Source organism: Fervidobacterium sp. 2310opik-2, assembly GCF_011057735.1.
In the GTDB taxonomy this organism is placed as follows: Bacteria; Thermotogota; Thermotogae; order Thermotogales; family Fervidobacteriaceae; genus Fervidobacterium; species Fervidobacterium nodosum.
Genome location: NZ_LNGG01000006.1, coordinates 13,398 through 38,235 on the forward strand (window position 1 = coordinate 13,398; position 24,838 = coordinate 38,235).

25 protein-coding genes and 2 tRNA genes are annotated in these 24,838 nt (G+C 34.3%); 13 read left to right on the forward strand and 14 right to left on the reverse strand.

Going from position 1 to position 24,838, the window contains the following annotated elements:
- Positions 1 to 18 precede the first annotated feature (18 nt).
- Entirely contained in the window at positions 19 to 609 is a 591-nt protein-coding gene (locus AS161_RS03265; RefSeq protein ID WP_206518757.1) for a 2-oxoacid:acceptor oxidoreductase family protein, read from the reverse strand.
- The gene (locus tag AS161_RS03270; RefSeq protein WP_164541770.1) at positions 606 to 2,477 is read right to left on the reverse strand and encodes a thiamine pyrophosphate-dependent enzyme; all 1,872 of its coding nucleotides are present in this window, start codon (positions 2,475 to 2,477) and stop codon (positions 606 to 608) included. Before AS161_RS03270 ends, AS161_RS03265 begins: the two co-directional genes overlap by 4 nt.
- Before the next feature lie 295 nt (positions 2,478 to 2,772).
- Between AS161_RS03270 and AS161_RS03275 the strand changes: the two genes are divergently transcribed.
- The 4 genes from AS161_RS03275 (at position 2,773) to AS161_RS03290 (ending at position 7,699) form a co-directional block, all read left to right on the forward strand.
- Positions 2,773 to 3,888 (forward strand): DUF3798 domain-containing protein, encoded by a 1,116-nt coding sequence (locus AS161_RS03275; protein ID WP_164541771.1) that lies wholly within the window; start codon positions 2,773 to 2,775, stop codon positions 3,886 to 3,888.
- A 101-nt stretch (positions 3,889 to 3,989) separates the two neighbouring features.
- Positions 3,990 to 5,597 (forward strand): sugar ABC transporter ATP-binding protein, encoded by a 1,608-nt coding sequence (locus AS161_RS03280; RefSeq protein WP_164541772.1) that lies wholly within the window; start codon positions 3,990 to 3,992, stop codon positions 5,595 to 5,597.
- Positions 5,590 to 6,633, forward strand: a complete 1,044-nt coding sequence (locus AS161_RS03285) for an ABC transporter permease (protein ID WP_164541773.1) — start codon at positions 5,590 to 5,592, stop codon at positions 6,631 to 6,633. The genes AS161_RS03280 and AS161_RS03285 overlap by 8 nt, the downstream gene beginning before the upstream one ends.
- A gap of 1 nt (position 6,634) precedes the next feature.
- Positions 6,635 to 7,699 carry an ABC transporter permease gene (locus tag AS161_RS03290; protein WP_164541774.1) on the forward strand — a complete coding sequence of 355 codons (1,065 nt, stop codon included), beginning with the start codon at positions 6,635 to 6,637 and terminating at the stop codon, positions 7,697 to 7,699.
- An 83-nt stretch (positions 7,700 to 7,782) separates the two neighbouring features.
- On the opposite strand, the gene AS161_RS03295 is transcribed toward AS161_RS03290, so the two are convergent.
- The 7 genes from AS161_RS03295 to AS161_RS03325 form a co-directional block, all read right to left on the reverse strand.
- Positions 7,783 to 8,862, reverse strand: coding sequence for an iron-containing alcohol dehydrogenase family protein (locus AS161_RS03295; protein WP_206518758.1), 1,080 nt, complete (start codon positions 8,860 to 8,862; stop codon positions 7,783 to 7,785).
- A gap of 83 nt (positions 8,863 to 8,945) precedes the next feature.
- Complete coding sequence (locus AS161_RS03300) at positions 8,946 to 10,313, reverse strand: S-layer homology domain-containing protein (RefSeq protein ID WP_164541775.1); 1,368 nt, start codon at positions 10,311 to 10,313, stop codon at positions 8,946 to 8,948.
- 50 nt (positions 10,314 to 10,363) lie between these two features.
- Positions 10,364 to 11,401: a chemotaxis response regulator protein-glutamate methylesterase gene (locus AS161_RS03305; RefSeq protein ID WP_164541776.1), complete on the reverse strand. Its 1,038-nt coding sequence runs from the start codon at positions 11,399 to 11,401 to the stop codon at positions 10,364 to 10,366.
- On the reverse strand, positions 11,377 to 11,898 hold the full coding sequence (locus tag AS161_RS03310) for a diacylglycerol kinase family protein (protein ID WP_241241323.1): 522 nt from the start codon (positions 11,896 to 11,898) through the stop codon (positions 11,377 to 11,379). The genes AS161_RS03305 and AS161_RS03310 overlap by 25 nt, the downstream gene beginning before the upstream one ends.
- Entirely contained in the window at positions 11,822 to 12,418 is a 597-nt protein-coding gene (locus AS161_RS03315; RefSeq protein WP_164541777.1) for a 2-oxoacid:acceptor oxidoreductase family protein, read from the reverse strand. Before AS161_RS03315 ends, AS161_RS03310 begins: the two co-directional genes overlap by 77 nt.
- Positions 12,415 to 13,236, reverse strand: coding sequence for a 2-oxoacid:ferredoxin oxidoreductase subunit beta (locus tag AS161_RS03320; protein ID WP_164541778.1), 822 nt, complete (start codon positions 13,234 to 13,236; stop codon positions 12,415 to 12,417). The genes AS161_RS03315 and AS161_RS03320 overlap by 4 nt, the downstream gene beginning before the upstream one ends.
- Positions 13,223 to 13,735, reverse strand: a complete 513-nt coding sequence (locus AS161_RS03325) for a dCMP deaminase family protein (protein WP_164541779.1) — start codon at positions 13,733 to 13,735, stop codon at positions 13,223 to 13,225. The genes AS161_RS03320 and AS161_RS03325 overlap by 14 nt, the downstream gene beginning before the upstream one ends.
- An 82-nt stretch (positions 13,736 to 13,817) precedes the next feature.
- On the opposite strand from AS161_RS03325, the gene AS161_RS03330 reads away from it, so the two are divergent.
- Genes AS161_RS03330 through ndk form a run of 4 tightly spaced genes read left to right on the forward strand, consistent with a single transcriptional unit; the run spans position 13,818 to position 17,300 of the window.
- Entirely contained in the window at positions 13,818 to 14,279 is a 462-nt protein-coding gene (locus AS161_RS03330; RefSeq protein ID WP_164541780.1) for a methylated-DNA--[protein]-cysteine S-methyltransferase, read from the forward strand.
- Positions 14,276 to 16,336, forward strand: coding sequence for a transglycosylase domain-containing protein (locus AS161_RS03335; protein ID WP_164541781.1), 2,061 nt, complete (start codon positions 14,276 to 14,278; stop codon positions 16,334 to 16,336). The genes AS161_RS03330 and AS161_RS03335 overlap by 4 nt, the downstream gene beginning before the upstream one ends.
- A complete protein-coding gene (locus tag AS161_RS03340; protein WP_164541782.1) occupies positions 16,336 to 16,875 on the forward strand; it encodes a hypothetical protein in 540 nt (179 codons plus the stop codon). Before AS161_RS03335 ends, AS161_RS03340 begins: the two co-directional genes overlap by 1 nt.
- Positions 16,857 to 17,300: a nucleoside-diphosphate kinase gene (ndk, locus tag AS161_RS03345; protein WP_164541783.1), complete on the forward strand. Its 444-nt coding sequence runs from the start codon at positions 16,857 to 16,859 to the stop codon at positions 17,298 to 17,300. The genes AS161_RS03340 and ndk overlap by 19 nt, the downstream gene beginning before the upstream one ends.
- 55 nt (positions 17,301 to 17,355) lie before the next feature.
- Here ndk and AS161_RS03350 read toward each other — a convergent pair whose 3' ends face one another.
- On the reverse strand, positions 17,356 to 18,972 hold the full coding sequence (locus AS161_RS03350; protein WP_164541784.1) for a Na+/H+ antiporter NhaC family protein: 1,617 nt from the start codon (positions 18,970 to 18,972) through the stop codon (positions 17,356 to 17,358).
- Positions 18,973 to 19,071: 99 nt separating this feature from the next.
- On the opposite strand from AS161_RS03350, the gene AS161_RS03355 reads away from it, so the two are divergent.
- Positions 19,072 to 19,512, forward strand: coding sequence for a M15 family metallopeptidase (locus AS161_RS03355; RefSeq protein WP_164541785.1), 441 nt, complete (start codon positions 19,072 to 19,074; stop codon positions 19,510 to 19,512).
- Positions 19,513 to 19,580: 68 nt separating this feature from the next.
- Positions 19,581 to 20,060: a ferritin family protein gene (locus AS161_RS03360; RefSeq protein ID WP_164541786.1), complete on the forward strand. Its 480-nt coding sequence runs from the start codon at positions 19,581 to 19,583 to the stop codon at positions 20,058 to 20,060.
- Between the two features lie 57 nt (positions 20,061 to 20,117).
- Here AS161_RS03360 and AS161_RS03365 read toward each other — a convergent pair.
- Together AS161_RS03365 and AS161_RS03370 are read right to left on the reverse strand one after the other, a co-directional pair.
- Positions 20,118 to 20,193: transfer RNA gene (locus tag AS161_RS03365), tRNA-Asn, on the reverse strand.
- Between the two features lie 147 nt (positions 20,194 to 20,340).
- Complete coding sequence (locus tag AS161_RS03370) at positions 20,341 to 21,453, reverse strand: DUF445 family protein (protein WP_164541787.1); 1,113 nt, start codon at positions 21,451 to 21,453, stop codon at positions 20,341 to 20,343.
- Positions 21,454 to 21,546: 93 nt separating this feature from the next.
- Between AS161_RS03370 and AS161_RS03375 the strand changes: the two genes are divergently transcribed.
- Positions 21,547 to 22,287, forward strand: coding sequence for a pseudouridine synthase (locus tag AS161_RS03375; protein WP_241241324.1), 741 nt, complete (start codon positions 21,547 to 21,549; stop codon positions 22,285 to 22,287).
- 35 nt (positions 22,288 to 22,322) lie between these two features.
- Here AS161_RS03375 and AS161_RS03380 read toward each other — a convergent pair.
- A tRNA-Asn gene (locus tag AS161_RS03380) sits at positions 22,323 to 22,398 on the reverse strand.
- 156 nt (positions 22,399 to 22,554) lie between these two features.
- Here AS161_RS03380 and AS161_RS03385 point away from each other — a divergent pair.
- Together AS161_RS03385 and AS161_RS03390 are read left to right on the forward strand one after the other, a co-directional pair.
- Positions 22,555 to 24,060, forward strand: a complete 1,506-nt coding sequence (locus AS161_RS03385; RefSeq protein WP_164541789.1) for a diguanylate cyclase — start codon at positions 22,555 to 22,557, stop codon at positions 24,058 to 24,060.
- 145 nt (positions 24,061 to 24,205) lie between these two features.
- Positions 24,206 to 24,409, forward strand: a complete 204-nt coding sequence (locus AS161_RS03390; RefSeq protein WP_011993224.1) for an FmdB family zinc ribbon protein — start codon at positions 24,206 to 24,208, stop codon at positions 24,407 to 24,409.
- Between the two features lie 66 nt (positions 24,410 to 24,475).
- Here the strand turns inward: AS161_RS03390 and AS161_RS03395 are convergent, their stop codons facing one another.
- Positions 24,476 to 24,676, reverse strand: coding sequence for a cold-shock protein (locus AS161_RS03395; RefSeq protein ID WP_011993223.1), 201 nt, complete (start codon positions 24,674 to 24,676; stop codon positions 24,476 to 24,478).
- Positions 24,677 to 24,838 lie beyond the last annotated feature (162 nt).

Below are 24,838 nucleotides of genomic sequence, written 5' to 3' on the forward strand. Positions count from 1 at the left end.
CAACTTTTACTATGCAAATTATTCAGAGAATATCTTCTCAAATACCTCTTTATTCAAAATGTATACTTTTTCACTCATTAAATCTTCCATTGCTTTCAAATAATGTTCTGGTTTAACTTTTGGAATCAAATTGTATTTTGCAATAGTTGCAAGAACTGCTGTATTTTGCATTCTTGCATCTGGTAGGTCGTAAAATACTCTATGAACACTTATATTATTTTCCTTTGCAAAATTATCGATTTCCACACTTTGAATTTCTTTTTCTTTTCCAAGTCTGACGGGCAATGGTTGCCACGATGTATCGTAGTATACAAGTGTGCCTCCGGGTTTAAGATAACTTAGCCCCCTCATAGCCTCGTGACGTTCAAGTGCTATAACAAGATCAACCTCACCTGGGATAACCAAAGGTGAATTAACATTTCCTATCTTCAAATGCGATGAAACAACACCACCTCGTTGTGCTAAACCGTGTGTGTCAACACCGACGCACCTTTGTCCGCTGTAATCAACTGCTCTGATAAGAACTTCACTTAATGTTCCTATACCTTGCCCACCAACACCAACCATAAATACACTAAAAGTTTTAATTTCTTTTATTGCTTGTGTCATTTTACATCACCTGCACTTTTGGTATTATCAACTTTTTCAAATTTTTCAAATTCAAGTGCGCCACTTGGACATACGCCAATACACGAACCATCACCTATGCAAAGATCCTTATTGACGTATATACTCCCTTTTGAATCTCTCTGGAAAGATGGACAGGCGAATTTTGTAATACATACATTTGCAAGTGTGCATTTGTTCGTTACACTCATCTGTGGTACTTTAACGATTCCCTTTCTTCTTCTTTCCCTTGTAAACTTGAGCATACATGGATGTTTAGCTATAACCACATTGAATTCAGGTGTATCTAACGCTTGTTTCAATATCTCTTCTAACTTATCTATTTGGTATGTATCAACTTCCCATATATGTTTAACACCCATAGCTTCCAATAAATTCTTTATTTTTATTCTCTTTCCAGGATGGTCTTGATGTCCCGTCATAGCTGTTGTGCCATTTTCCATAACCACAAGTGTGAAATTATGGTTGTTGAAAACGGCATTGATTATTCCAGGGAGGCCAGCGTGGAAGAACGTTGAATCACCTAAAAACGCTACGACCTTTCTTGTTGTGTTGAACAAACTTAAACCTGAAGCTGTACCTGTGGAATGCCCCATCGACAACAAAACCTGCCCCACTTCATACGGTTCCAAAAATCCTAACGTATGGCATCCTATGTCTGCAACAGAGATATCATCCTTTGAAAGAATCTTAGAAAGTGCATAAAAAACTGGTCTGTGTCCGCAGCCTGGACAAAGTTGTGGTGGCCTTTGTATAACACGGATGTTTCCAACTTTTTTGGGAAATTCGTAAACTAAATCAGGCCACACTTTTTTCAGAACATCTCTCACCTTCTCAGGTGTATATTCACCAATCCAATCTTCTAAATCTATCTTCCCAATTATTTTTGTATTTATGCCCTCTTCGTAGGCCATTGATTTAACGTATTGCTCAATAAAATCATCAAGCTCTTCTAAAATCTTAACTTCTTCGTGTGATTTTAGAAATTCAATTACAGCTTTTCTTGGCAAAGGATAAACCATACCAAGTCTTAAAACATCTACTTTTTCAACGTTATCACCAAGTACATCTAAAAGTGAAAGATAAGGTAGTCCAGCAGTTATAATCCCTCGATTGGAGTGGTTTTTTGACATATAAACAAACTCTTCGGAAACTTTTACCCACTCGCTTAATTTTTCTAAAGCTCTTCGCTTCATTACAGGTACGTTGTTACCTATTGGTATATATGGACCATTTTTCTTAACATCGAAAATGGGTAATCCTACCTGCGAAGAAGTGTAACTCCCAAAGCTTACTTTTTGCTTAAAATGGGCCGTGTGAGTTGTTAATCTAAAAATTACTGGCGAGCGTAACTTTTTAGAATATTCGACTGCCTTTAAAAACATTTCATAAATTTCCTGAGCGTCTTTGGGCTCAAACAAAGGCGTGTAAGACAATCTGGCATAATGTCTATTATCTTGTTCGTTTTGTGAACTATTCGCACCTGGGTCATCACCAATAACGACTACCATCCCTCCTGGAAGTTCCATCATACTTAGCTGGACAAAAGAATCAGCGACAACATTCATACCAACACTTTTGAAAAACACACATGATGTGTAACCGTTTATTGATGCACCAAATGCTACCTCAAGGGCCACCTTCTCGTTGGTTGAAAACTCAAAATAAAATGGTCTATCTTCTTTTCTTATAGAATTTATGGCTTCCGCAATCTCTGGAGTAGGGGAACCAGGATAACTTGTAACAACTCTGACACCACTCTCCACCATAGCACGAACAATTGCAGTATTACCTATAACAATCTCTGAAAAAGGCTCCCTCTGTATAAGCATATCACCCAACGCCTTCACAAAACTCACCCCTTAATTAATATGAATTTACAATTAATTAGGTTTACCTTATTATATCATACAAAAGTAGATTTTGTCTATAATTAATTATATCATAAAAATTTACAATGTAAAAAGTAGATAGTATTTATCGTATTTTTCGATGTTGTCAAAGATTAATGAATAAAATATTTTTGGTAATTAAGACCCTATTTTTTGTGGAAATTTTCCAAAGTTAGTACAAAATAAAATATAATATAAATGTATTTAAATGTATTACTTTCGCTTTACCATCACTTAAGAAGGAGGGGTTATGATGAAAAGGTTACTAGTTGTATTACTTGCAGTTTTCATGCTTTCAAGTATCTTTGCAGCTCTTGGTTTCAAGATAGGTGTTGTAACGGGTACAGTATCTCAGGGTGAAGACGAGTACCGTGGGGCGGAAGCAGTTGTAAAAAAATACGGTAAAGAGATTATCCACGTAACATATCCAGATAAATTTATGCAAGAACAAGAAACAACGATTGCAAGGATAGTTGAACTTGCGTACGACCCACAAGTCAAAGCAATTGTCATATGTCAAGCAGTTCCAGGTACAACAGCGGCAATTAGAAGAGTTAAAGAGATGAGAAAAGATATAGTTTTTGTTGCTGCTGTTCCACACGAAGATCCAGCAGTTATTTCTTCAGCAGCTGACGTTATCCTCGAAGTTGATACACCTGGCCGTGGTAAGACAATAGTTGAACTCGCAAAGAAGATGGGTGTCCAAACAATAATTCACTACTCGTTCCCGAGACACATGAGCTATCAACTTCTTGCACAAAGAAAAGATATCATGGAAAAGACAGCAAAAGAAATGGGAATTAATTTCGTATTTGTATCTGCACCAGACCCACTTGGTGAACAAGGTTTAACAGGCGCACAACAATTTATCCTTGAGGACGTTCCAAGACAACTTGCAAAATACGGGCCAAAAACAGGTTTCTTCTCAACAAACTGTGGTATGCAAGAACCTCTTCAAAAAGCAATACTCAAACATGGTGGATATTATCTCGAACCATGCTGTCCATCACCAACACATGGATTCCCAGGTTCATTGGGTATTTCAATACCAGAAGATAAAAAAGGTGATATGACATACATTCTTAGGGTAGTGAACCAAAAAATCATAGAAATGGGTGGCGCAGGAAGGTTCGCAACTTGGCCAGTTCCAATGAACATGCTCTTTGTTGAAGCTGGTGTCGAAGTTGCTGCAAAAATTGTCCAAAAGAAACTTAGTCCAACAAATATTAATGGTATAAAACTCGTTGTTACAGAGACGGCGAAAACAAAATATCCGAAAGCAGAATTGCAAGTTAGAACCCTCGATCAATACAAAAATTACTATATGTTTATCCACAAATCAGTTATTTTTGGAGTTGACAAATTCTAAATACATCAAACATAAAGAAGAATTAAGCTTTTAGGTGTCGGCACCGCCGGCACCTTTCATTTAAATTTTTTGGCTATAAACCATAAGGAGGGTTGAAAAATATGAGCGAAAGCACAAGTTATGTCCTTGAGATGAGAAATATAAGTAAGTTTTACTACGGAAACCAAGTTCTTAAAAATGTATCGATAAGTCTCAAACCTGGTGAAATATTAGGGCTTGTTGGTGAAAATGGTGCTGGAAAATCAACACTGATGAATATACTTTTCGGAATGTCTGTTATACATTCTACCGGAGGATTTGAAGGAGAAATTTACTTCAACGGGAAAAAAGTTGAAATTGACTCACCTATAACTGCTATGAATCTTGGTATAGGTATGGTTCACCAAGAATTTATGCTTCTTCCAGGTTTTAGCGTTACGGAAAATATAAAGTTGAACCGCGAAATTACAAAACCAAACATCATAAGTAAAGTTTTTGGAAAAAAGCTTGAAACACTGGATATTCAATCCATGAGAAAAGACGCTCGCAAAGCCTTAGATACAATAGGAATGCATACAATCGATGAAATGCTCCCAATAGCTGGACTACCTGTTGCACACAAGCAATTTGTTGAAATTGCAAGAGAAATTGATAAGGAATTTCTGAAAGTTCTTGTACTAGATGAACCAACAGCTGTTCTTACTGAAAGTGAGGCCGAAACACTTTTGAATGCAATAAAGATATTAGCAAATAAAGGTATTGCCATTATATTCATATCCCATAGGCTACATGAAATTCTTGAAGTAGCGAATAAGATAGTTATTTTGCGAGATGGTAGTGTAGTTGCTGAAGGTGCTAAAGAAGATTTCACAGTTGCTCAAATAGCTGAAAAGATGGTTGGAAGAAAGATAGAAAAGATTGAATTACCGCCAAGAAAGTTTGAAGTTACCGATGAAAAGATAATTATGTCAATAAAGCATTTGCGTGTCTCCATGCCTGGTGAGGAAGTAAAAGACTTTTCAATAAATATAAGAGAAGGAGAAATTCTTGGTATTGGAGGTCTTGCAGGTCAAGGTAAGCTCGGAATTGCAAATGGTATATTCGGTATGTATCCTGCAGATGGTGATGTAAAATACAAAGGAAAAGATTACCAACTGAATTCTCCACTATTTGCTTTGAAAAATGGTATAGTTTATGTTTCAGAAGACAGAAGGGGAGTAGGTTTGCTTCTTGATGAATCAATTGAAATGAACATCGTTGCAACGGCTATAGAAGCATTTGGTGATTTCGTCAAGAATCTTTTTGGGATAAAAATTTATGACAGGAAAAAGATACGTGCACACGCTCTCAAGTTAATTTCGGAACTTGATATCCGGTGCAAGGGACCTACGCAACCTGTGAGAAGGTTGAGCGGCGGCAACCAACAGAAAGTATGCCTTGCGCGCGCTTTTACACTTAACCCTTCTCTGCTATTCGTTTCAGAACCAACGAGGGGAATAGATGTTGGTGCAAAGAAACTTGTGCTTGATTACCTTGTGAAATTAAATAGAGAGCATGGAATAACTATAGTTCTTACTTCGAGTGAATTGGCAGAATTGAAGTCCATATGTGATAGAATTGCCATCGTTTGTGAAGGTAAACTTGCTGCAATTCTTCCACCTGATGCATCTGATACAGAATTTGGTCTTGCTATGGCAGGAGAATTACAAGAGGTGAGGTCCAATGAATAAAATCATAGAGTTAATAAAGAAGACAGATATACCTACCTTAGTAATAATTTTATTTCTCATAGGTCTATTCATCCTTGCAGCTGGAACAAAGATGTCTATAACTTCACTCCTCAGCGATTCGATTGTTAGAGTCGGTATGAATGGTGTGTTAGTGCTTGCAATGCTACCAACTATAAGAGCGGGAATAGGTCCAAACTTTGGTTTACCAGTTGGAATTATAGGTGGTCTCTTAGGTGGATTAATTGTAATGCAATTGCAAATAACGGGATTTTGGGGATTCTTAGTTGCATTAGTACTTTCAGTGGCATTCAATTTACTCTTAGGTTATATCTACGCATGGTTACTCGATAAAGTTCGTGGTCAGGAAATGATGGTTGAAACTTACGTTGGTTATTCAATAGTAGCGTTCATGTCAATTATGTGGCTTATTTTACCATTCACTAATCCAGAAATGATATGGGCAATAGGTGGAAAAGGATTAAGATATACACTAACATTGCAGAATTACTTTGATAAGATACTCAACAACTTTCTAAGATTCCAAATAGGTAAAGATTTTTACTTCCCAACGGGGCTTATACTCTTCTTTGCGGCAAGTTGTTTCATAGTAAGCTTGTATTTCAAAACACGTCAAGGATTAGCGATTGATTTAACAGGTCAAAATGAACTTTATGCTGTAAGTTCAGGTGTTAACCCTAAAAAAGCCAGACGAAACGCCGTGATACTTTCAACAATTTTAGGTGGTATAGGAATACTTGTATATGCACAAAGCTATGGATTTCTACAGCTCTATCAAGCACCGCTCTTTATGACTTTTCCAGCGGTTGCATCAATATTGATTGGTGGTGCTTCTATAAGGAGAGCTACAATTGCTAATGTTGTTATAGGTACTATTGTATTCCAAACCCTTCTAACAGTCTCATTGCCTGTTTTAAGCCAAGTTACACGGGGCGACGTAACTGAAGTTATGAGACTAATCGTGAGTAATGGAATGATACTCTATGCACTCACACGTTCCCCAAAGGAGGCGAACTAACATGAATAGAAAAATTAGTCTTAAAAATATACTCTTAAGCAATATAGTTCCTATTGCGTTTTTTATTTTAACGCTTGGTGCAGTAATCGTCGCAAAAATCCCAATATTATTTTTACTATCAGAGATTGTTAGAAGGATAAGTCGAAATACATTCTTAGTATTAGCTTTGATAATACCAGTTGTTGCAGGACTTGGTTTGAACTTTGCAATCGTACTTGGAGCAATGGCCGCTCAAGCTTCGTTATTTTTCGTAGTTGATTGGGGAATAACAGGTATCAAAGGTATATTACTTGCGATGCTTATGGCTAGTGTACTTTCCATAGGATTAGGTTGGCTCGTTGGACGAACACTTAATAGGGCAAAGGGAAGAGAAATGATTACTTCTATGATTCTCGGATTTTTTGCAAACGGTGTTTATCAATTGATTTTCCTTTTCTTCATTGGTTCGCTTATACCTTATTCGAAAAAAGCATTCCTTTTACCACAAGGTGTTGGACTTAGAAATACAGTCGACCTCTACGGAGTCGTTGATGGAGCACTTAACAACATATGGATAGTAAGCATAAAATTCATAAACGTTTACATGATTCCTTTATTCATAATTGTTGGACTATGCTTATTAATTACATTTTTACTTAAAACTAAGCTTGGTCAGGATTTTAAGGCAGTTGGTCAGGATATGCACGTTGCTCAAACTGCTGGAATCAATGTTGATAAGACAAGAATTACTGCAATAATAATATCAACAGTTCTTGCAGCAATAGGTCAGATAATATACTTACAAGATATAGGAACAATAAATACATACAACAGTCATGAGCAAATAGGTCTCTTCTCGATTGCCGCGCTCCTAGTCGGTGGTGCAAGTACAAGAAAAGCTAATATATGGAACGCAATAATTGGTGTTATTCTTTTCCACACGCTCTTTATAGTCGCACCGAGTGCTGGAAACAGATTATTTGGTCAACCACAAATTGGCGAATTTTTCAGAGAATTTGTCGCATATGCGGTTATCGCATTTGCACTCGCAATGCACGGTTGGAAAACAAGAAGAGGAATACATTAATAAAGCAAACTTATCATAGTTACAAAAGCCCCACATGAATTTTTGTGGGGCTTTTGTAATTTATTGCATTCCATATTTATCAATTAAAATACAAACTTTTCTCTCACTTCTTCATAAGCCAGCTTTATCCTTTCCAAATCGTAAGTTCCAGGTGTGGACGCTATATGTGAGGCAGTTGATGCAATATTTGCCCATTTATTGATTTCTTCATCAGATACACTAATATCTAATCTTAAACCGATAAGAGCAAAAAATTCATACAGTGAACCATCAAAAATCTTAAGAATTGTATCAACTTTTTCCTTTACAAACTTACTAGCTTCTCTAAGCTCAAAAGGTAGAAATACTGCAGTAGCTAATCCATGTTTTACATCCTTATCAGTTGTAAGATTATAACCAAGCGCATGTGCAATCGTTGTACCTGTTTGGGCAATAACCATTCCTGCAAGAGTGGAGGCAAACATAATTCTTTCACGGTAAAATTCGTTTTCTGGGTCATCTAAAAGTCTTGGAAGGTATTCTTTTATTATTTTCATACTCTCTATCGCTAAGGTATCACTAAATGGTGTGGATTTAAGAGATATATAACCTTCCATAGCGTGGGATAAAGCATCAAGTGCGGTTGATATCGTTAAATTTTTTCCTAAAGTCATTGTATACTTGTAATCAACAAAAGATACTTTTGGAAATACACACTCATGGGAAAAACCGCGTTTCTTACCATTAAAGGTTAAGACGGAATACTGAGTAACTTCACTACCAGTTCCTGCCGTTGTGGGTATACAGACTATTGTTTTAGCTTTGCTGTATTTCGTTTTATCGTATAAATCCTCTGCATCTAAATGAGGATTTTCAATCAAAACCGCAACTGCTTTTGCAGCATCCATCGGACTGCCTCCACCAAGTCCAATTACCACATCAACATCGTAGTATTTTTGAGCGATAGGTTTAATTATATCGGTTGGTGGATTCTCCGGAGTCTCATCGTATATCTGCACATTTTTACCTTCTAACACATCTAATAAATCGTCTAAACTGCCATTTTTGCGTGAGCTCTTCCCTGTAATTATCAAAAAATTCTCTCCTAAAGTTCTTATCAATTCACGATTCTTCAAAATTATATCCTTACCATATAAAACTTTCGTTGGCATGAAAAAAGACACCGCAAACACCTCCGCGTTTTTTAGCTACAAAAAGCTGGTCCGAAGACCAGCTTTTTGTTAATTTATAATTTGAAAATTATTTTTTATTTATTCGTTATAAGGAACAATGCTGCCGCTCCAAGTACTACACCAATTAGACCTAAAACAAGTGAAAATGCTGGTAGATTATTTGAAGAAGCCATTTCCAATTTCTTTTTCAACTCCTCATTTTCAGCTTTTAACCTGTTCACTTCTTCCTGATTTTTCAAAGTTTTTCCATCTACTTCAGAAATTTTATCACTTAGATTGCTAACTTTTTCTTTAAGTTCCGAAACAGCTTTTTCATCAACTTTAGTCTTAAGTTCTTCTTCTAGCTTAGGCAATTTAACTGCTGTTAAATCAGCCAAATCACCTTTAGTAAGTTCAAGATCACCTTTTAAATTGGTTAATTCGTCTTTTATCGCATTTATATTCTTATCAATTTCCGCATCTTTGTTCTTAAGATTTGTCGTTTCGGTTGTTATTACCTTAGATAAGCTTGCTACATTTGATTCCACAGCATTTAACCTTTCACTCAATGCTGTGATATCTTTATTTACGTTTTGAATTTCTTGGATTTTAGCATTCAACTTTGCTATTTCGTCGCTTAATTTAGCATTGTTTGCTGCTTCAGTTTGAACAAAATTTTTCAAATTATCTTCAACAGCTTTTATCCTATCTGGAAGTACTAAAACAGTATTTAATTTACTATCAACATTTGAAATTTTCGAATCCAAACTATCCACTTTCGAATTTAAGCTTGTAAAGTTATCAGATAAACCTTTCAAATTTGTTTGCAAATTAGTAATGTTATTTTGGGCAGCGGAAATATCTGTCTTAATCTTAGATATATCATTTTTCACGTTACTTACATCTTGAGCAATTGTATTTAAGCTTTGACCAGTTGGTGTAACTGCAACAAGTGTTCTTAATTCTGTTACCTTTTGTACTAAAGCATCGTACAATGACTTTAAGCCAGATACATCAGTTTTTACGCTATCCAAATCCTTATTTAATGCTTCTAAGTTTTGAGTTAAAATATCAAGCCTACTATCAATAGTTTTATCTTTATTCGCAAGCGAGAGAATTTGGTCTGATAAAGATTTTAACTGAGTATCAAGGTTCGCTGGAATCTCAGTTGTTTGTGTTTTATTTGTTGTAGACGTTGTTGTTGGAATTTTTTTCTCAACACTGCTAATTCTGTCGTTAAGCACACCGTATAGTCTATAGAGTGAGAGTGCAAGCTGGTATCTTGTAACCGACTGATTACCTTGGAAAGTACCATCAGGCATACCTGTGATTACACCCAACTTACTCATTTGGTCAACTGCTTCAGCTGCCCAGTGGTTAACCGGAACATCTTTGAAAGTAGCACCAAATGATAGTGAGACAATTAACACAAAGGAAAAAAATGCGAGAATAAGTCTTTTCATCTGAAATCCCTCCTTAATAATATTAATTGTAATAATCAATTAATCAATAATCATACAATTTCAACAAGTTTTTCTGGAATTTTATCAGCTGGAAGAACGAAGTCGGCATATCCTTCATCAACTACGGCTTTTGGCATACCGTACACAACACATGTTTCTTGACTTTCCGCTATAACATTCCCTTTGAAAAACTTTACCTTAAAAGCTCCCTTAGCCCCATCTCGTCCCATTCCGGTAAGAATAACAGCGACTGTTTTCTCCTTGTAAATTTCAGCCACTTTATCAAGTGTATAATCAACAGAAGGCCTGACATTATTTATCTTTTCGGTTCTTTTGTCAAGATAGATTATACTTTTTCTATCTTGATGTTTAATCCCCATATGGTAATCTCCAGGCGCTATGTACACCCAACCAGGTTTAATCTCATCGCCTTCTTCAGCTTCTTTCACGGAAAGATTAGATATTCTATCCAATCTTTGCGCTAACGACTTTGTAAAACCAGGTGGCATATGCTGAACAATTAGTATCGGTGCAGGAAATTCTTTTGGCAAAGGCGGAATAACCAAATCAAGCGAACGCGGTCCACCTGTGGACGAGCCAATTACTACTATCTTACTTGAAACCATAGATTTCAACTTTAATCCAGCAACTGGTTTCTTCTTAAGTAATATGTGTGACAAATCTATTTTCATCGCAGAACGAATTTTTTCCACCAATTCTGGTCCAATCTTTCTAAAGTCCATTGAAACACTTCCAGAAGGCTTTGTTACAAAATCAACTGCACCAAGCTCCAAAGCTAAAAGTGTTATTTCTGCTCCTTCTTCCGTAAGACTGCTTACCATTATCACCCTTGTAGGTGATCTCTTCATTATTTCTTTCAAAGCCTCTATACCATTTAATTTTGGCATTTCAACATCCATGGTAATAACATCAGGTTTATATTTTAAGGCTAATTCTACTGCCTCCATCCCATCTTTTGCAACTGCAACAACTTGAATGTCAGATTGTTGATCTAACAAGTCCTTTAATATCATCCTCATAAAAGGCGAGTCATCAACTATCATCACTTTGATTTTCGTGTTTTCCAATTTCTCACCACCTTTATACTAAGTACAGGAAACACAGCTAGTGATATTATAGCAAAAATTTTCCCAACTTCCAAACTCCAGTTGAAAATCAAACCACCAATCACTATAATACCAACTGCGACCGAAAATATAGCTGCCCATAGGACAACTCCTGCACTGACATCTTTTATTATTTTTATAACTGGATGAAATTCTCTACTGTAAAGGTTCATTAAATTCTCAATTATAGTATTTACCAACTCAGACCAAATTACAAAAAATACTGCAAATATTATCCATAACAAATCTTCTTTTTCAACCGGAAGAAAGAAAGTAATTGCAAGAACTAAAAGACCTATAAAAAAGTGAATTCTGAGATTCCTTTCATATATTATAGATTCAACTATACCTTCAATAGCATGGGAAAATGAATGTGCTAAATTATTCGAACCCAATTGTTCTCTTTCGTTTTCTTTCAAGTCTTGGTTTGAAAATTTTGTCGGTGAGAGATGCGCCAAGTTTTATCGCCTCCACATTCATCTCAAAATACTTCGGATTAACTTCCTCTCTTACAGCTTCAAAAAGTGTTTCAAAATCAACAAGACCAGTACTTTTAACAAATGCTCCAAGCAAAATCATATTTGAAACCATAGCGTTTCCGTATTTTTCAATTGCAAGTTTACTTGCTGGTATCTCTATTATCCTTCGTGTTATTCTTTTTATCTCATTTGGTAAATTTTGAATATTTGTACTATCGTATATTATTATACCATTAGTTGCAACATATTTACCATGGCTTACCATTGAAGGGTGCATTATTATCAAAGAGTCAAACAGTACAGCTTTTGGGTAAAGAATTTGTTCATCTGAAACTAATACATCACAATAACTTGGGCCCCCACGTACTTGCTCACTGTAATTTTGCGTTTGAATAACGTACTTTTCCATCAAAACGAAAGCTTCTGAAAGTATATATCCTGCAAGTAAATTACCCTGTCCACCTATGCCTGCGATTCTTATCGAAAAAGGTCTAATCATTTTTTATCACTCCTTGCATACGTCATCCTATATCTAGTGTAAAAGTCTGGTTTCGATTCATCTTTTCTAAATACCCCTATTACTATCTTTCCTTTCAATTCTTCCTCTGACATCTTTTCTGCTTTTTCCTTCATAATGATGTTTTCTTTGAAGAAATCCATCATTTGCCATGGTTCTCTTAAACCGTTATATCTACCGTAGTAAGTATGACAGTTACTCATAACTTCAACTACCGAAACGCCCTTGTGTAAAAGAGCTTCTTTTATGTATTTTACAGTAAGTGGATAGTGATAAACTGTTGACCTTGCAACGTAAGTTGCACCAGCGGTAAGGGCAAGTTTCACAATATCAAACTGCTCTTCAACATTTCCAAAAGGCATGGTACCTGCGATTTTTCCGCCAGGTGTGGTTGGCGAATGTTGCCCACCCGTCATACCATATATCATATTATTGTAAATTATTATCGTTAAATTTATATTTCTCCTACAAGCATGAATGAAATGATTACCACCTATCGCCGTAATATCTCCATCTCCACCCATAACTACAACTTTAAAATCTGGCTTTGCAAGGGAAACCCCTGTTGCAAAGGCTATAGCTCTACCATGTAGTGTATGCATAGTATTAAAATCTAAATATCCTGTTGACCTAGACGAACAACCAATACCGGATATTACAGCTGTTTCCTCTGTTTTCATTCCCGTTTGATCAAATGCGTCTATAAAGCTCTTTAAGATAATTCCATTGCCACATCCTGGACACCAAACAGTCGGCCATCTGTCACTCCTAAGATACTGAGCTAATTTATCCCTTTTCAATTTGATCACCTCCAACTAATTCTATTCCACATGTTTTAAAGAAAAAATCCGTAAGTGGATCTGGATATCCTTCTATATAAACAACTTTTTTTATGCCAGCGTTAATTATCAATCTTGCGCATACAGAACACGGTTTATGAGTAACGTATATGGTTGCTCCATCTGTAGAGATACCAAATTTCGCTGCCTGTATAAGTGCATTTTGTTCGGCATGTAGGCCATAACAAATCTCTTGATTTTTTCCAGATGGAATATTTAAATCATCCCTTATGCAGCCTATTTCATCGCAATGCGGAAATCCAGAAGGTGGTTGGTTGTAACCCGTTGCGAGAATTCTTTTATCTTTGACAATCAATGCTCCAACTTTTCTATGAACGCATGTAGAGCGCTCAGCGATAACTTTTGCAAGTCTTTTAAAATAGTCATCCCAACTTTCCCGTTCATTTTTTGACTCTTTTATGGTAACATTCTTTAAGTAGTTTTCAAGTTCAAAACTCATATCAACACCTCTCAAATGTGTTATATTTAATATTTTAACTTATTTCTAAAATTTAATCAACCAACTTGAAGGAGGTATATTCATGGATAAATACGAATTTTTTTCTATTAGTTGTGAAATCGGTAGTATTCTTGTCTATACTAATTCAGGGATTTGTGAGCAAATAAGTTTCACAGAAGAGTTTATTCCTGAAAGCGATGAAAATATATTTACAATTCAAATTAGAGAATATTTAAATGGAGAAAGAAAAATTTTAGATTTTTCGGTCAAATATTCAAGTGGCCCCATATTTACAAAAATATGGAATTATTTGAGAGAAAATGTAAGTTATGGTAGAATAGTAACGTACTCAGAGCTTGCAAAAGCATGCAATACTAATCCACGTGTTGTGGGATATGCTATGGCATCTAATCCTCTTCCATTGTATATTCCGTGTCATAGAGTTGTTGGAAGTAAAGGTATCGGTGGATATTCTGGAAAAGAACATAATATAGACGGTATTAAATGGAAAAAATACTTCTTAACTTTGGAGGGATCACTTTGAAAAAATTATTGGTCTTTTTGGTAACTACCATAACTGTAGGAATATTAGTTTTTGTTTTCTTGGCAAACATATATACAAGTTACACAAAAAATTTAGAAAAACCCGTTAACAAAATTCCGGCAAGTTTGATTGTGGAATACGCAGACGGTACACCTTTATACACCCCAAAGACTATTTGGATTGATTTTGCTGATATTCCAGCTCTCTTGAAAGACTCTATAATAGCTTCTGAAGATAAGAGGTTTTACTTGCATAGTGGAGTAGATATAAAAGGTATAATTCGTTCATTCTTCGTTATACTTACAACCGACGAAATACAAGGTGGAAGTACTATAACTCAACAACTTGCAAGAACAATTTATCTTTCAACAGAAAGAACGTGGAAAAGGAAAATAAAGGAAGCTCTTATCGCATTTTGGTTAGAGCAAAACTATTCTAAAGAAGAAATATTGGAAATGTATATCAATTCAGTTTACCTTGGAAATGGCATTTACGGATTTCCTGCGGCAGCTAAATACTACTTTGGTAAAACACTTAACGAACTTAATCCCCTTGAAGTAGCAATGCTCGTAGCTACGCTTAGATCTCCTGAAAATGCGAATCCAACAAAACCAAAATTGAACGAAGAATTCACTAAGATCGTTCTTAAAAAAATGTTTAATGCTGGTGTCATTTCCGAAGAAGAATACAATAGTTCTTCGAACAAGATAGGAAAAGAAAGTATTCGATACGTTGGTACATTTAAAAACACATTTGATGAAGAATTATTTTGGATGGTTGTACTCGAGTTAAAAGAATTAAATTTCGATCTTGGAAGTCTAAGAAACGGTTTTAGAGTTAGAACAACTATTGATTGGAGACTACAAAAACTACTTGAAAAAAATTTAGACAAATCCAACATGGCAGGGCTCATAATTGAACATACAACAGGAAAAATCAGAGCAGCTTACGGCCTTGGAATACTTTCTGGTAGAAGACAGATTGGTTCGGTTATAAAGCCACTTTATTATTATCTTGCTTTTATGGGTGGATGGAATAAGAACGATATTTTGGAAGATAAACCAATTACCATAGGACTGTGGAATCCTCAAAACTTCGATAAGCAATTCTGGAACGTTGTAACTCTTGAAAACGCACTTATATATTCTCGAAACGTTCCTTCTGTAAATCTATTTATGCAACTAGGTCAAAACAATGTCAAGAATTTTCTAAAAAATACTTTAATGATTGACGGTTACTATCCTAATGACGCAACTATATCTCTTGGGACTATCGAAACATCACTCGTAGATGTTGCAAAAGGTTTTGAAGTTATATTCAACGGAGGCGTGGTTTTAAGACCAAAGTTAATTGAATTCGTGAGAGATAAAGACGGGATAAATTATTACTCTTACACGCCGGAAATACTCAATGTAGTTAAACCTCCTAAAGGTTTTGAAGAACGTACACCAGTTGAAGCGTCTATTTTAACTCTTCAGCTAATGGAAAAAGTCGTAACAATGGGAACAGGTAGATCTGCAAACATACCAGGGAGAAAAATATATGGAAAGACCGGTACAGCTGAAAAGAACGCTTGGTTCGTTGGTGGAGATGGAAGATATATTTTCTTGTTAGCAAAGGATGGTAAAAACCTTACCGGTGGAGGAGACGTTGCGCCAATATGGCGTAAAATAGTTGAAAATACAGAAATAGGAACCATTCAGCTATCACTACCAATTAACAAAGCCGTTCGGGAAGCTGTAAAAAAACAGGATAATTCAGCAGAACAGGTCTTAAATCCAACTACAACACTAGACACAACAACAAATTTGGAAAACCAACTATCTGAAAATCAGAATCAAGGTATAACTCAGAATGAACAAACTGCAAGTACGAATAAATATGATGATATTTATAAAAAAATTAGAGAACACTCAATCACAGTTGATGAAATTGTTGACATATTAAAAACAATAGACTCAGAAACTCAACGCGAGATACTCTCAAAAATTAACGAGATTGATCCTACGTTTGCCTCAGAGGTTTATTTAAAACTATTAGGTGGAGGAGAGTTCTGATGAAATTTTTCTACAATATCGAAAGAATTGAGAATTACGAATACATTGTTGTTAAAGTTGAAGAAAATAACATAAGCGGTACAGGGGCAATTTTACCTATAAGAAGAAAGGGAGAAAACTACAAAATTTTTATGGGAGTAATCGAAGAATACAGAACTATTATTGAACATTCAAAAGCCGAGGATGTATTTCTCATCTCGAAAATTCTTGAAAAACATTTTCCAAATCATCCAAAAGTTGTTTTCGGCATACAAGCCGCTATGTTGTCTTTATTTTCCAAAAAATACCAATTTAATCTCAACCAATTAATTGGTGGACCAGAAGTTCCAAAAAATGAAAAATGTGGAGAGCTTGTTTTTCCGGAAGAACTTGGTGATGTTATGCTTGCAAAATATGTAAACTTCATAGATTCAGAAACAAAATCAGATAAGACATTTGTTATGACAAGGTATCCGAAAGATGAGATGGGCGAGGTACTTAGCGCTCTCTCAACAAACTACAAATATCTGGAGGTGGTATCTTGGAAAGAACTTTTATAATTCTTAAACCTAATGCTGTTAGACGTGGACTTGTAGGGGAAATATTGAAAAGATTTGAACAAAGAGGGATAAAAATCGTAGGTTTAAAATTTTTAAAAATGACCCGCGAGCAAGCGGAAAAACTTTACGAACCACATAAAGGAAAACAATTTTACGATGAATTATTAGAATTTATGCTCAATGGGCCTATAGTTGCCGTTATACTTGAAGCGCCGAGATGTCTTGAGCTTGTAAGGCACATTGTTGGAGCCACTGACCCATTAAAAGCAGAAGCGGGTTCTATAAGGGGAGAATTCGCATTAACAATAACAAAAAATCTTATACATGCAAGTGATTCTACAGATAATTTTATTAGAGAATCTTCAATATTTTTCTCTCCAGATGAAATAATAGACTATTATTTAGATGTTCAAGACGATATATAAATGTAAAAAAGCCTCGGAATTTCCGAGGCTTTTTTACATTATAATAAAATTTCATTTATTTTATTTCCTTTGGTTTCCAATATCTAGAAACTATCTCGTAAGCTATAAAGAATACTACGAGAGCTGAAATAAGGCCAGCTATGACGTTATCAAAAATACCAGCGACGAGATATCCAACAGCAGAAACAAGCATTACAAATACAGCGTAAGGAATTTGTGTTGCCACATGTTCAAGGTGTGGGCAAGAAGCTCCCGTTGAAGAGAGAATTGTTGTATCAGAAATTGGAGAACAATGGTCACCAAATATTGCCCCACCTATTGCTGCACCTATTGAGACTAATGCAGTGTTCATAAGGCTTGCCCCTGTTTTTTCAGCCAACGCTATAGCAATTGGGAACGTAATTGGAATCATTATAGAGAACGTCCCCCAACTTGTACCTGTAGAGAAAGAAATAGCAGCTGATATAAGAAATACGGTAACAGGCAAAGCCCATATTGGGAAACCACCCTTAGTAACAACTTCTGCAAGGAATTTTGAAAGACCCAATCCACCTTCCGTTGCAGGTGTCTTAATAACACCACCAATTGTCCAAGCAAGTGTAAGAATAACCAATGCAGGAACCATAGATTTTACACCAACTATAATAGATTCTCCAACTTTTTGAATAGTCAAAAGCCCTCTAATCATAAAGTAAATGGAAGAAAAGACAATTGTGAAAAGAGATGCATAAAATAGAGCTTTTGACGCATCTGTGTTGTTAAATGCATCTTTTAAAGTCATCGATTGAACAGCCTCTTTAAAGTTATGAATATTCTCTCCATCAATTGCGCCAAGATATGTTGTTATAGGGAAGAAAATCACCGCAAGACCAACTAAAACTAAAATAGGAAGAATCATATCTATCGCCTTTGCTCTTTCTTTAACAACGATTCCTTCTTTAATCTCTCCAGTTGGTTGTCCATACTTCTCATTATATAAACCTAACCCTTTAATTGCTCTTTCCTCACTCAGATACATTGGTCCAAAATCTTTTCTCAAAGTTGTCTGTAGAACCATTAATATCGCTAAAATCGCATAGAGATTAATTGGTATAAGCATAATGAAAAATGTAAATTCACTGACGCCAAGTTTGCTAAAGCCATCAGAACTTTTAATAATACTCATAATTGTAACAACCCAACTTGAAATTGGTGCGAGAACACTCACAGGTGCCGCTGTTGAATCAAGGATATACGCAAGTTTCGCACGTGAAATTTTTTGTTCATCAGTCACAGGTCTCATAACTGTACCAATAGTAAGTGAATTGAAATAATCATCGATAAATATAAAAATACCAAATAACCACGTAATGATAAGCGTTCCAACTCTACTCTTAACTTTTGAAGCCATCCAACGTCCAAAAGCATTTGCCGCACCTGTTGCTTGCATCAAACCAACAAATGCACCAAGCAAGGCACAGAACAAAACTATTCTTATATTCCAACTATCGTTTAAGGAATTTGCAATACCATCTGTTGCACCAATAAGAGCTGTTATAGGATTCCAGTTGTTAACTATGAGATAACCAACAAAAACACCAGTAAAAAGTGAGAATACAACTTCTTTCGTTAAAAGAGCAAGTACTACTGTTAATACTGGCGGTAATAAGCTTAACCAACCGTAATGTTCCATCAAAATTCCCTCCCCAGTGTAGGATTAAATAAGAAAAATAGAATTTTATTTTATTATATCACACAAATACTGTAGATATATTATTACAGGGGTGATAACATGGAAAACAATTTAGAAAAACTTGAAACATCATTTAAAAAATTAGTTTACAAATTTCTTTCGGAATGTCAAAGACAAGGCATCCAGGTAAAAATATACAATACTCTACGAACGAAAGAAGAGCAGTATGCACTCTATCTCCAGGGGAGAGCACCTTTAGAAGTTGTCAACGAAGCACGAAAGAGAGCAAAATTGAAACCAATAACCCAATCAGAAAACAAAATAGTCACTTACCTAAAAGATTCCCCACATTGTTATGGATTGGCATTTGATTTTGTTCCTATAATAAACGGAAAAGTTGTCTGGAATAACAAAGAGATATGGGAAAAATGTGGAAAAATTGCTGAAAAACTTGGTCTTGAATGGGGTGGTCGTTGGAAAAATTTTCCTGATAAACCACATATTCAAATGAAAAATTGGAAAAAATATATTAGAATATGATATAATAAATTATGTATTCGTATTATGTGTAATTTTTCACATCATCCATATTTTGAGGAGGTGCAAACATGACAGGTAAGGAATTACTCTCAATAGCTGTAAAGGTTGAAAGCACAGGTTACTCTTATTACTCAAAGCTCGCTGAAAAAGCTTCGGGAGATTTAAAAACATTGTTTCAAGAATTAGCTAACCAAGAAAGAGACCATGCAAAAAGGTTTGAAGAAATCATGAAAAAATACGAAAACGATTCTAATTTTGCAACATGGCAAAATGAAGAAGTTTCAGGATATGCGGAAACCTATGCTAAAGCTTTCATATTCCCAGAAATCGAAAATGAGCAAATGCCGGAAACTCTTGTTGCAGCAATTAGAAAAGCTATCGAGGTTGAGAAAGATTCTATCATTTACTATAACGAACTAAGGTTAATCGTTCCAGATCCAAAACCTGTTGAAGAAATCATAAAAGAAGAAAAAGAACACTTAAGAAAACTCTCAGAAAAACTTACGGGCGAGGATATTTCCATGTTCAGTGAAGGAAGTATGATATAATTAGTTATATAAACAAAAAGAGCGGTTTGAAAACCGCTCTTTTATTTTTTATTCTATTGGCTCCGGCGGAGGGACTCGAACCCCCAACCTAGTGGTTAACAGCCACCCGCTCTGCCGGTTGAGCTACGCCGGAACTTGCTGAATCCATTATTTATTATAACATATTTTTCTTTTTTGTCAAGAACATATTTATTTAAAACATATTCAGAACTTATATATCGATATAGAATATATCACAACACGAGAAAATGTCAATACTCGTTATATTTAGTTTCAAACCTTAAAAAATTATCTGGAAAATGCTGATAAGCATTCCTAAAGGTATTCCAAATATTTCTACGTATCTCAATTCTCTTTTTGCAAGTTTTAATGTAACTTCTTCCATCTCTTCTAATGTGTAACTTTGTATTTTCTCTCTTATTATCTCTTTGAAAGATATCTTTTCAAAGAACTTCTCGAATGAATCAATTATCTGATTTTCGTATTTTTCGATAAGATAAATCAAAGTTTTATTTATGTCTAAGCCAAAATAACTAAACAAACTTTTTATGTTAATTTCTTTTTCCAACAATTCCTTAAGCTTTTCTGAAGTGATATTGAAAACACCAAGTTTAACTTTTTGTACAATTTCTTCAAATTGATCAAATGTAATAATTTCTTGAATTTTTTTGTTGTATAAGTTTTGCTCAATCATTTGTTTTAGGTTATTGTAAATTTCTCCTCTTCGTTGAATATCGTTTTTTAATTCGTCAAAGAATCTATCCATTAACGGTTCAAAAAGTGAACCAACTGGAATGAAAAGAATTTTTACTTTAGAAAGCAGTAAATTTTTAATTTTTTCTTTTAGTGAATCATCTAAAAAATTGTCAATATTGTTGATGATAATTTCTGAAAGATTAATATTTGTATCTGAAAGTTTTCTTTCTTTTATCAGATTCCATAATTTCTCTTCGTTAATTTTATCAAGTACAAAATCTGTAATTTCCTTTTCTAAATTCATATTATTCGTTAGACTTTTTATTGGTGGAATAACAATATTCTTAGAATTTAAAAAAGCAATTATCGAATTCACAAAATCTTCTTTGTTTTTTTCTATAAACTCTCTTAATGATTTTGGATTTATAAATTCATCTTCAATTATCTTTGAAGCACTTTCTGCGATTTCATCTCTCTTTTTAGGTATCACTCCCTGAAATCCTAAAATTTTCCTTTTTGGATTAAATAGCATCCAGATTGCAAGCACATTCGTAATGTATCCAACAAGACCTCCTATAGATAAAAGACCGATAATTTTAAATACATAGATACCAAATTTTGAGTAAATATTGTAACTTATCAAATACATTAAAAATAGCATCCAAAATAAGAAATCTTTTGCAAGTTTTCTAATCATATTCTTCCTCCTTGCTATAAAACTTTCAAATTAATTTTGAATTCTAAATATATTTTTTCAACACTTTCAGTATTTTTTCATGATAAAATATCATTGAAAGGAGATGAGAATATTAAACTACAAAAGTACTTACAGTTGTGTGGTTTTGCAAGAAGAAAAGCTGATGAATACATAACATCAAAAAGAGTGATCGTGAACGGTAAAACTGTAGATGAACCCTGGTTTGAAGTAAACGAGGATGATAATGTTTTGGTAGACGGAAAAATTTTAAAACCAAATCAATTTGAGTATTATGTTCTCCATAAACCAAAAGATTACGTGACGACTCTATTCGACCCAAAGCAAAAAAAGACTATAGGAGAACTTATTAAACATATTAAAACACCTTTGAAACCCGCAGGAAGACTTGATAAAGATGCAACTGGTGTGTTAATCCTAACAAACGATGGCGAATTAATAGACATTCTCACAAACGCAAAATATAGAGTAAAAAAAGAATACATTGTTAAAGTCAAAAGTGTTGTTAGCGTTGAGGAATTAGTAAAATTGAAAAAAGGTATATATGATAAAGGAGAATTCTTAAAGTTAGAACATTTTAAAATAATTGAGAAAAGTTCTGAATATTCAATTATAAAAGTAGAACTAATAAAAGGAAAAAAGCACGAGATAAAAAGACTCTTTAGTTCCATAGGTCATAAAGTGTTAGAATTAAAAAGAATATCTCACGGTCCAATTTCTATTTCCCTTGTCCCAAATGAAGGAGAATTAAGAAAAATAGAAGGGGAAAAACTCAAAAAACTTTTAGTTCTTAAAAGAACACATGTTGAAAAATAAATGGAGTGCCAAGCACTCCATTTTCATTTACTTATTGGCTCCGGCGGAGGGACTCGAACCCCCAACCTAGTGGTTAACAGCCACCCGCTCTGCCGGTTGAGCTACGCCGGAACTTTAATTAGCTGTGATTCTAAAGTTTGTTTAGAATTATAATCTTTCAACACTTCGCTTGATATTTTAAAATAAACTTTGTAAGTTGTCAAGTCAAATGATATAATTTCTAATGTAGAAATTCATCTTCGAAGATTATTCAGGGGGAAAAATCAGATGAAAGAAGAAAGAATACTTATAAACCAAAGAATTAAAAGAATCTTTACTAGTTCTTTGATTATATTCTTTTTCGTCCTGATTTTGTTTAGTTTCGTTGCTTTGAGAAATTTGAAAAGAAGTGTCGAAATTGATAATCACTTTTACTCTTCTACCATCGATTCTATAATTCAACTAAATTCAGAAAAACTTGAAATTTTAGCAGAAGAGTATTCTAAGAATGAAAAAATAATTAGTTTTATAACAATGGAAAATGACCAAAAACAGCTAGATAATATATTTAAATCTCTTATCTTAAGTCAAGATGTAGATTTCGTAGCTATTTACTCAAATGAAAAATCGGTTTATATAAACTGTGAAAACAAAATTCTACATAGCTTCTTATTAACTCTGAATTTTCAGAAAAATAATGATTTTGTTCACTCATATGAACTTTCAGAAAGTTTACTATTCCCATTTGAGTATTACGCATATCCTATATTAAAAAAAGATAGTGAAACACAAAAACGAAGAATTGGTACAATACTTTTAGGAAGGTTCATAAACATTGAAAGACTATTAGAGTTGGAAAGATTAACAGCATCAAAAATTACTTTTGAAACTGATCCAAAAAAAACTTTAAAACCATTCGGAATAACTTTGACTTACTCAAAACCATTGAAAAACTCACAGAATAAAATCATAGGATACATTGTAGCTCAAAAACCATCAGAAGCTTTCAAAGTGACTTTTATAAATCTATCTATATTTACAATTATGTTTATACTCCTATTTATTTTCTTACTTTATATGTCAGCATATTTTGTAACAGACACAGTTGTGACACCTCTTCAAAAAATCGAATACGCAATCCAAAACAATACACCTGATGTTATAGAAAGATACGTTTACCAAAAAGATGAAATTGGTGAATTATCACGAGCTATAAAACATTACTTGGAGCAGAAAGAACAAATTAATATTTATCTTAAAGAACTTGAAAGTAAAAACGCAAGTTTGCGAATGCTAAATGAAGAAGTTAGAAAGCTTTTGGAAAAAGACACTCTAACAGGACTTTTAACACGTTATGTGTTCAATTCTCAAATTGAAAGGTTATACGTTTCAAGCAAAGCTGACAAGATACCTCTATCTGCAATTTCAATAGATGCTGATAATTTCAAAAAGATAAATGATACTTACGGACATGCTGAAGGAGATGAAGTATTAAAGAAAATAGGAGAAATTATTCTAAAAAACATAAGATTAAGCGACTTCCCAATCCGAATGGGTGGAGAAGAAATATTGATTCTTCTTCCAGAAGCAGATATAAATGCTGCATATTCGATAGCAGAAAGAATCAGAAATAAAGTTCAGGAAGAATTTAAATCAAAACCGTACACAGTTACAATAAGTCTTGGCGTAACACAATTAAAACCAGAAGATACAATTGAAAACTTTTTAAAGAGAGCAGACGACGCACTTTATGTTTCAAAAACTAACGGAAAGAACCAAACAACCATATTGTGAGATTTTAGGTTTTATAATTTGTTTCACTATTTTTTTTATTTTAAACAATATTTAACTAAGAATAATCTTGAAAATATAAGCACTTGTTGTTATAATTTGATAGAAGAAATGATTAAACTTGGAGAAATTAAGGAGGTGTGTATATATGCCAATGTACAGATATGTGTGTCAAAAATGTGGGAACGAAGAAGTACACCTTCATGGTATAAACGACTCGCCAAATATAACATGTACCAAATGTGGACATTCTATGTCAAAAGCAATAAGTAGGGTAGGAATAGTCTTTAAAGGAAGCGGGTTCTATATAACTGATAGCAAAAAAACAACTACAGAGACTAAAAGCGAATAACTAAACAAAAGAATAGTAATAAAATAAAGCCCCCATAATGGGGGCTGAATTATTATCGACCAAGGCTTACTTTATAACTTTAACATTGGCTGCTTGAGGACCTTTTTGACCATTTTGAACTTCAAATTCTACCTTGTCGCCCTCTTTAAGTGTTTTGTAACCTTCTGCTTGAATAGCGCTGTAGTGAACAAAAATGTCCTCGCCGTCTTCTTTCGTGATAAAACCGTAACCTTTCTTTGCATCAAACCACTTAACTGTACCTTTCATGTAAAACGCCTCCTAAAATCTAAGTTTCTTTGTTTCTTTCCGCCGTAATCTTGGCGGTTGATTTATTATACACCCCTGTATGAAAAAAGTCAACTATTTTTTCTTTTTTGAATTTCAAACATCAAAATATCTTCCATTCAATAAATAATTATGTTATAATCT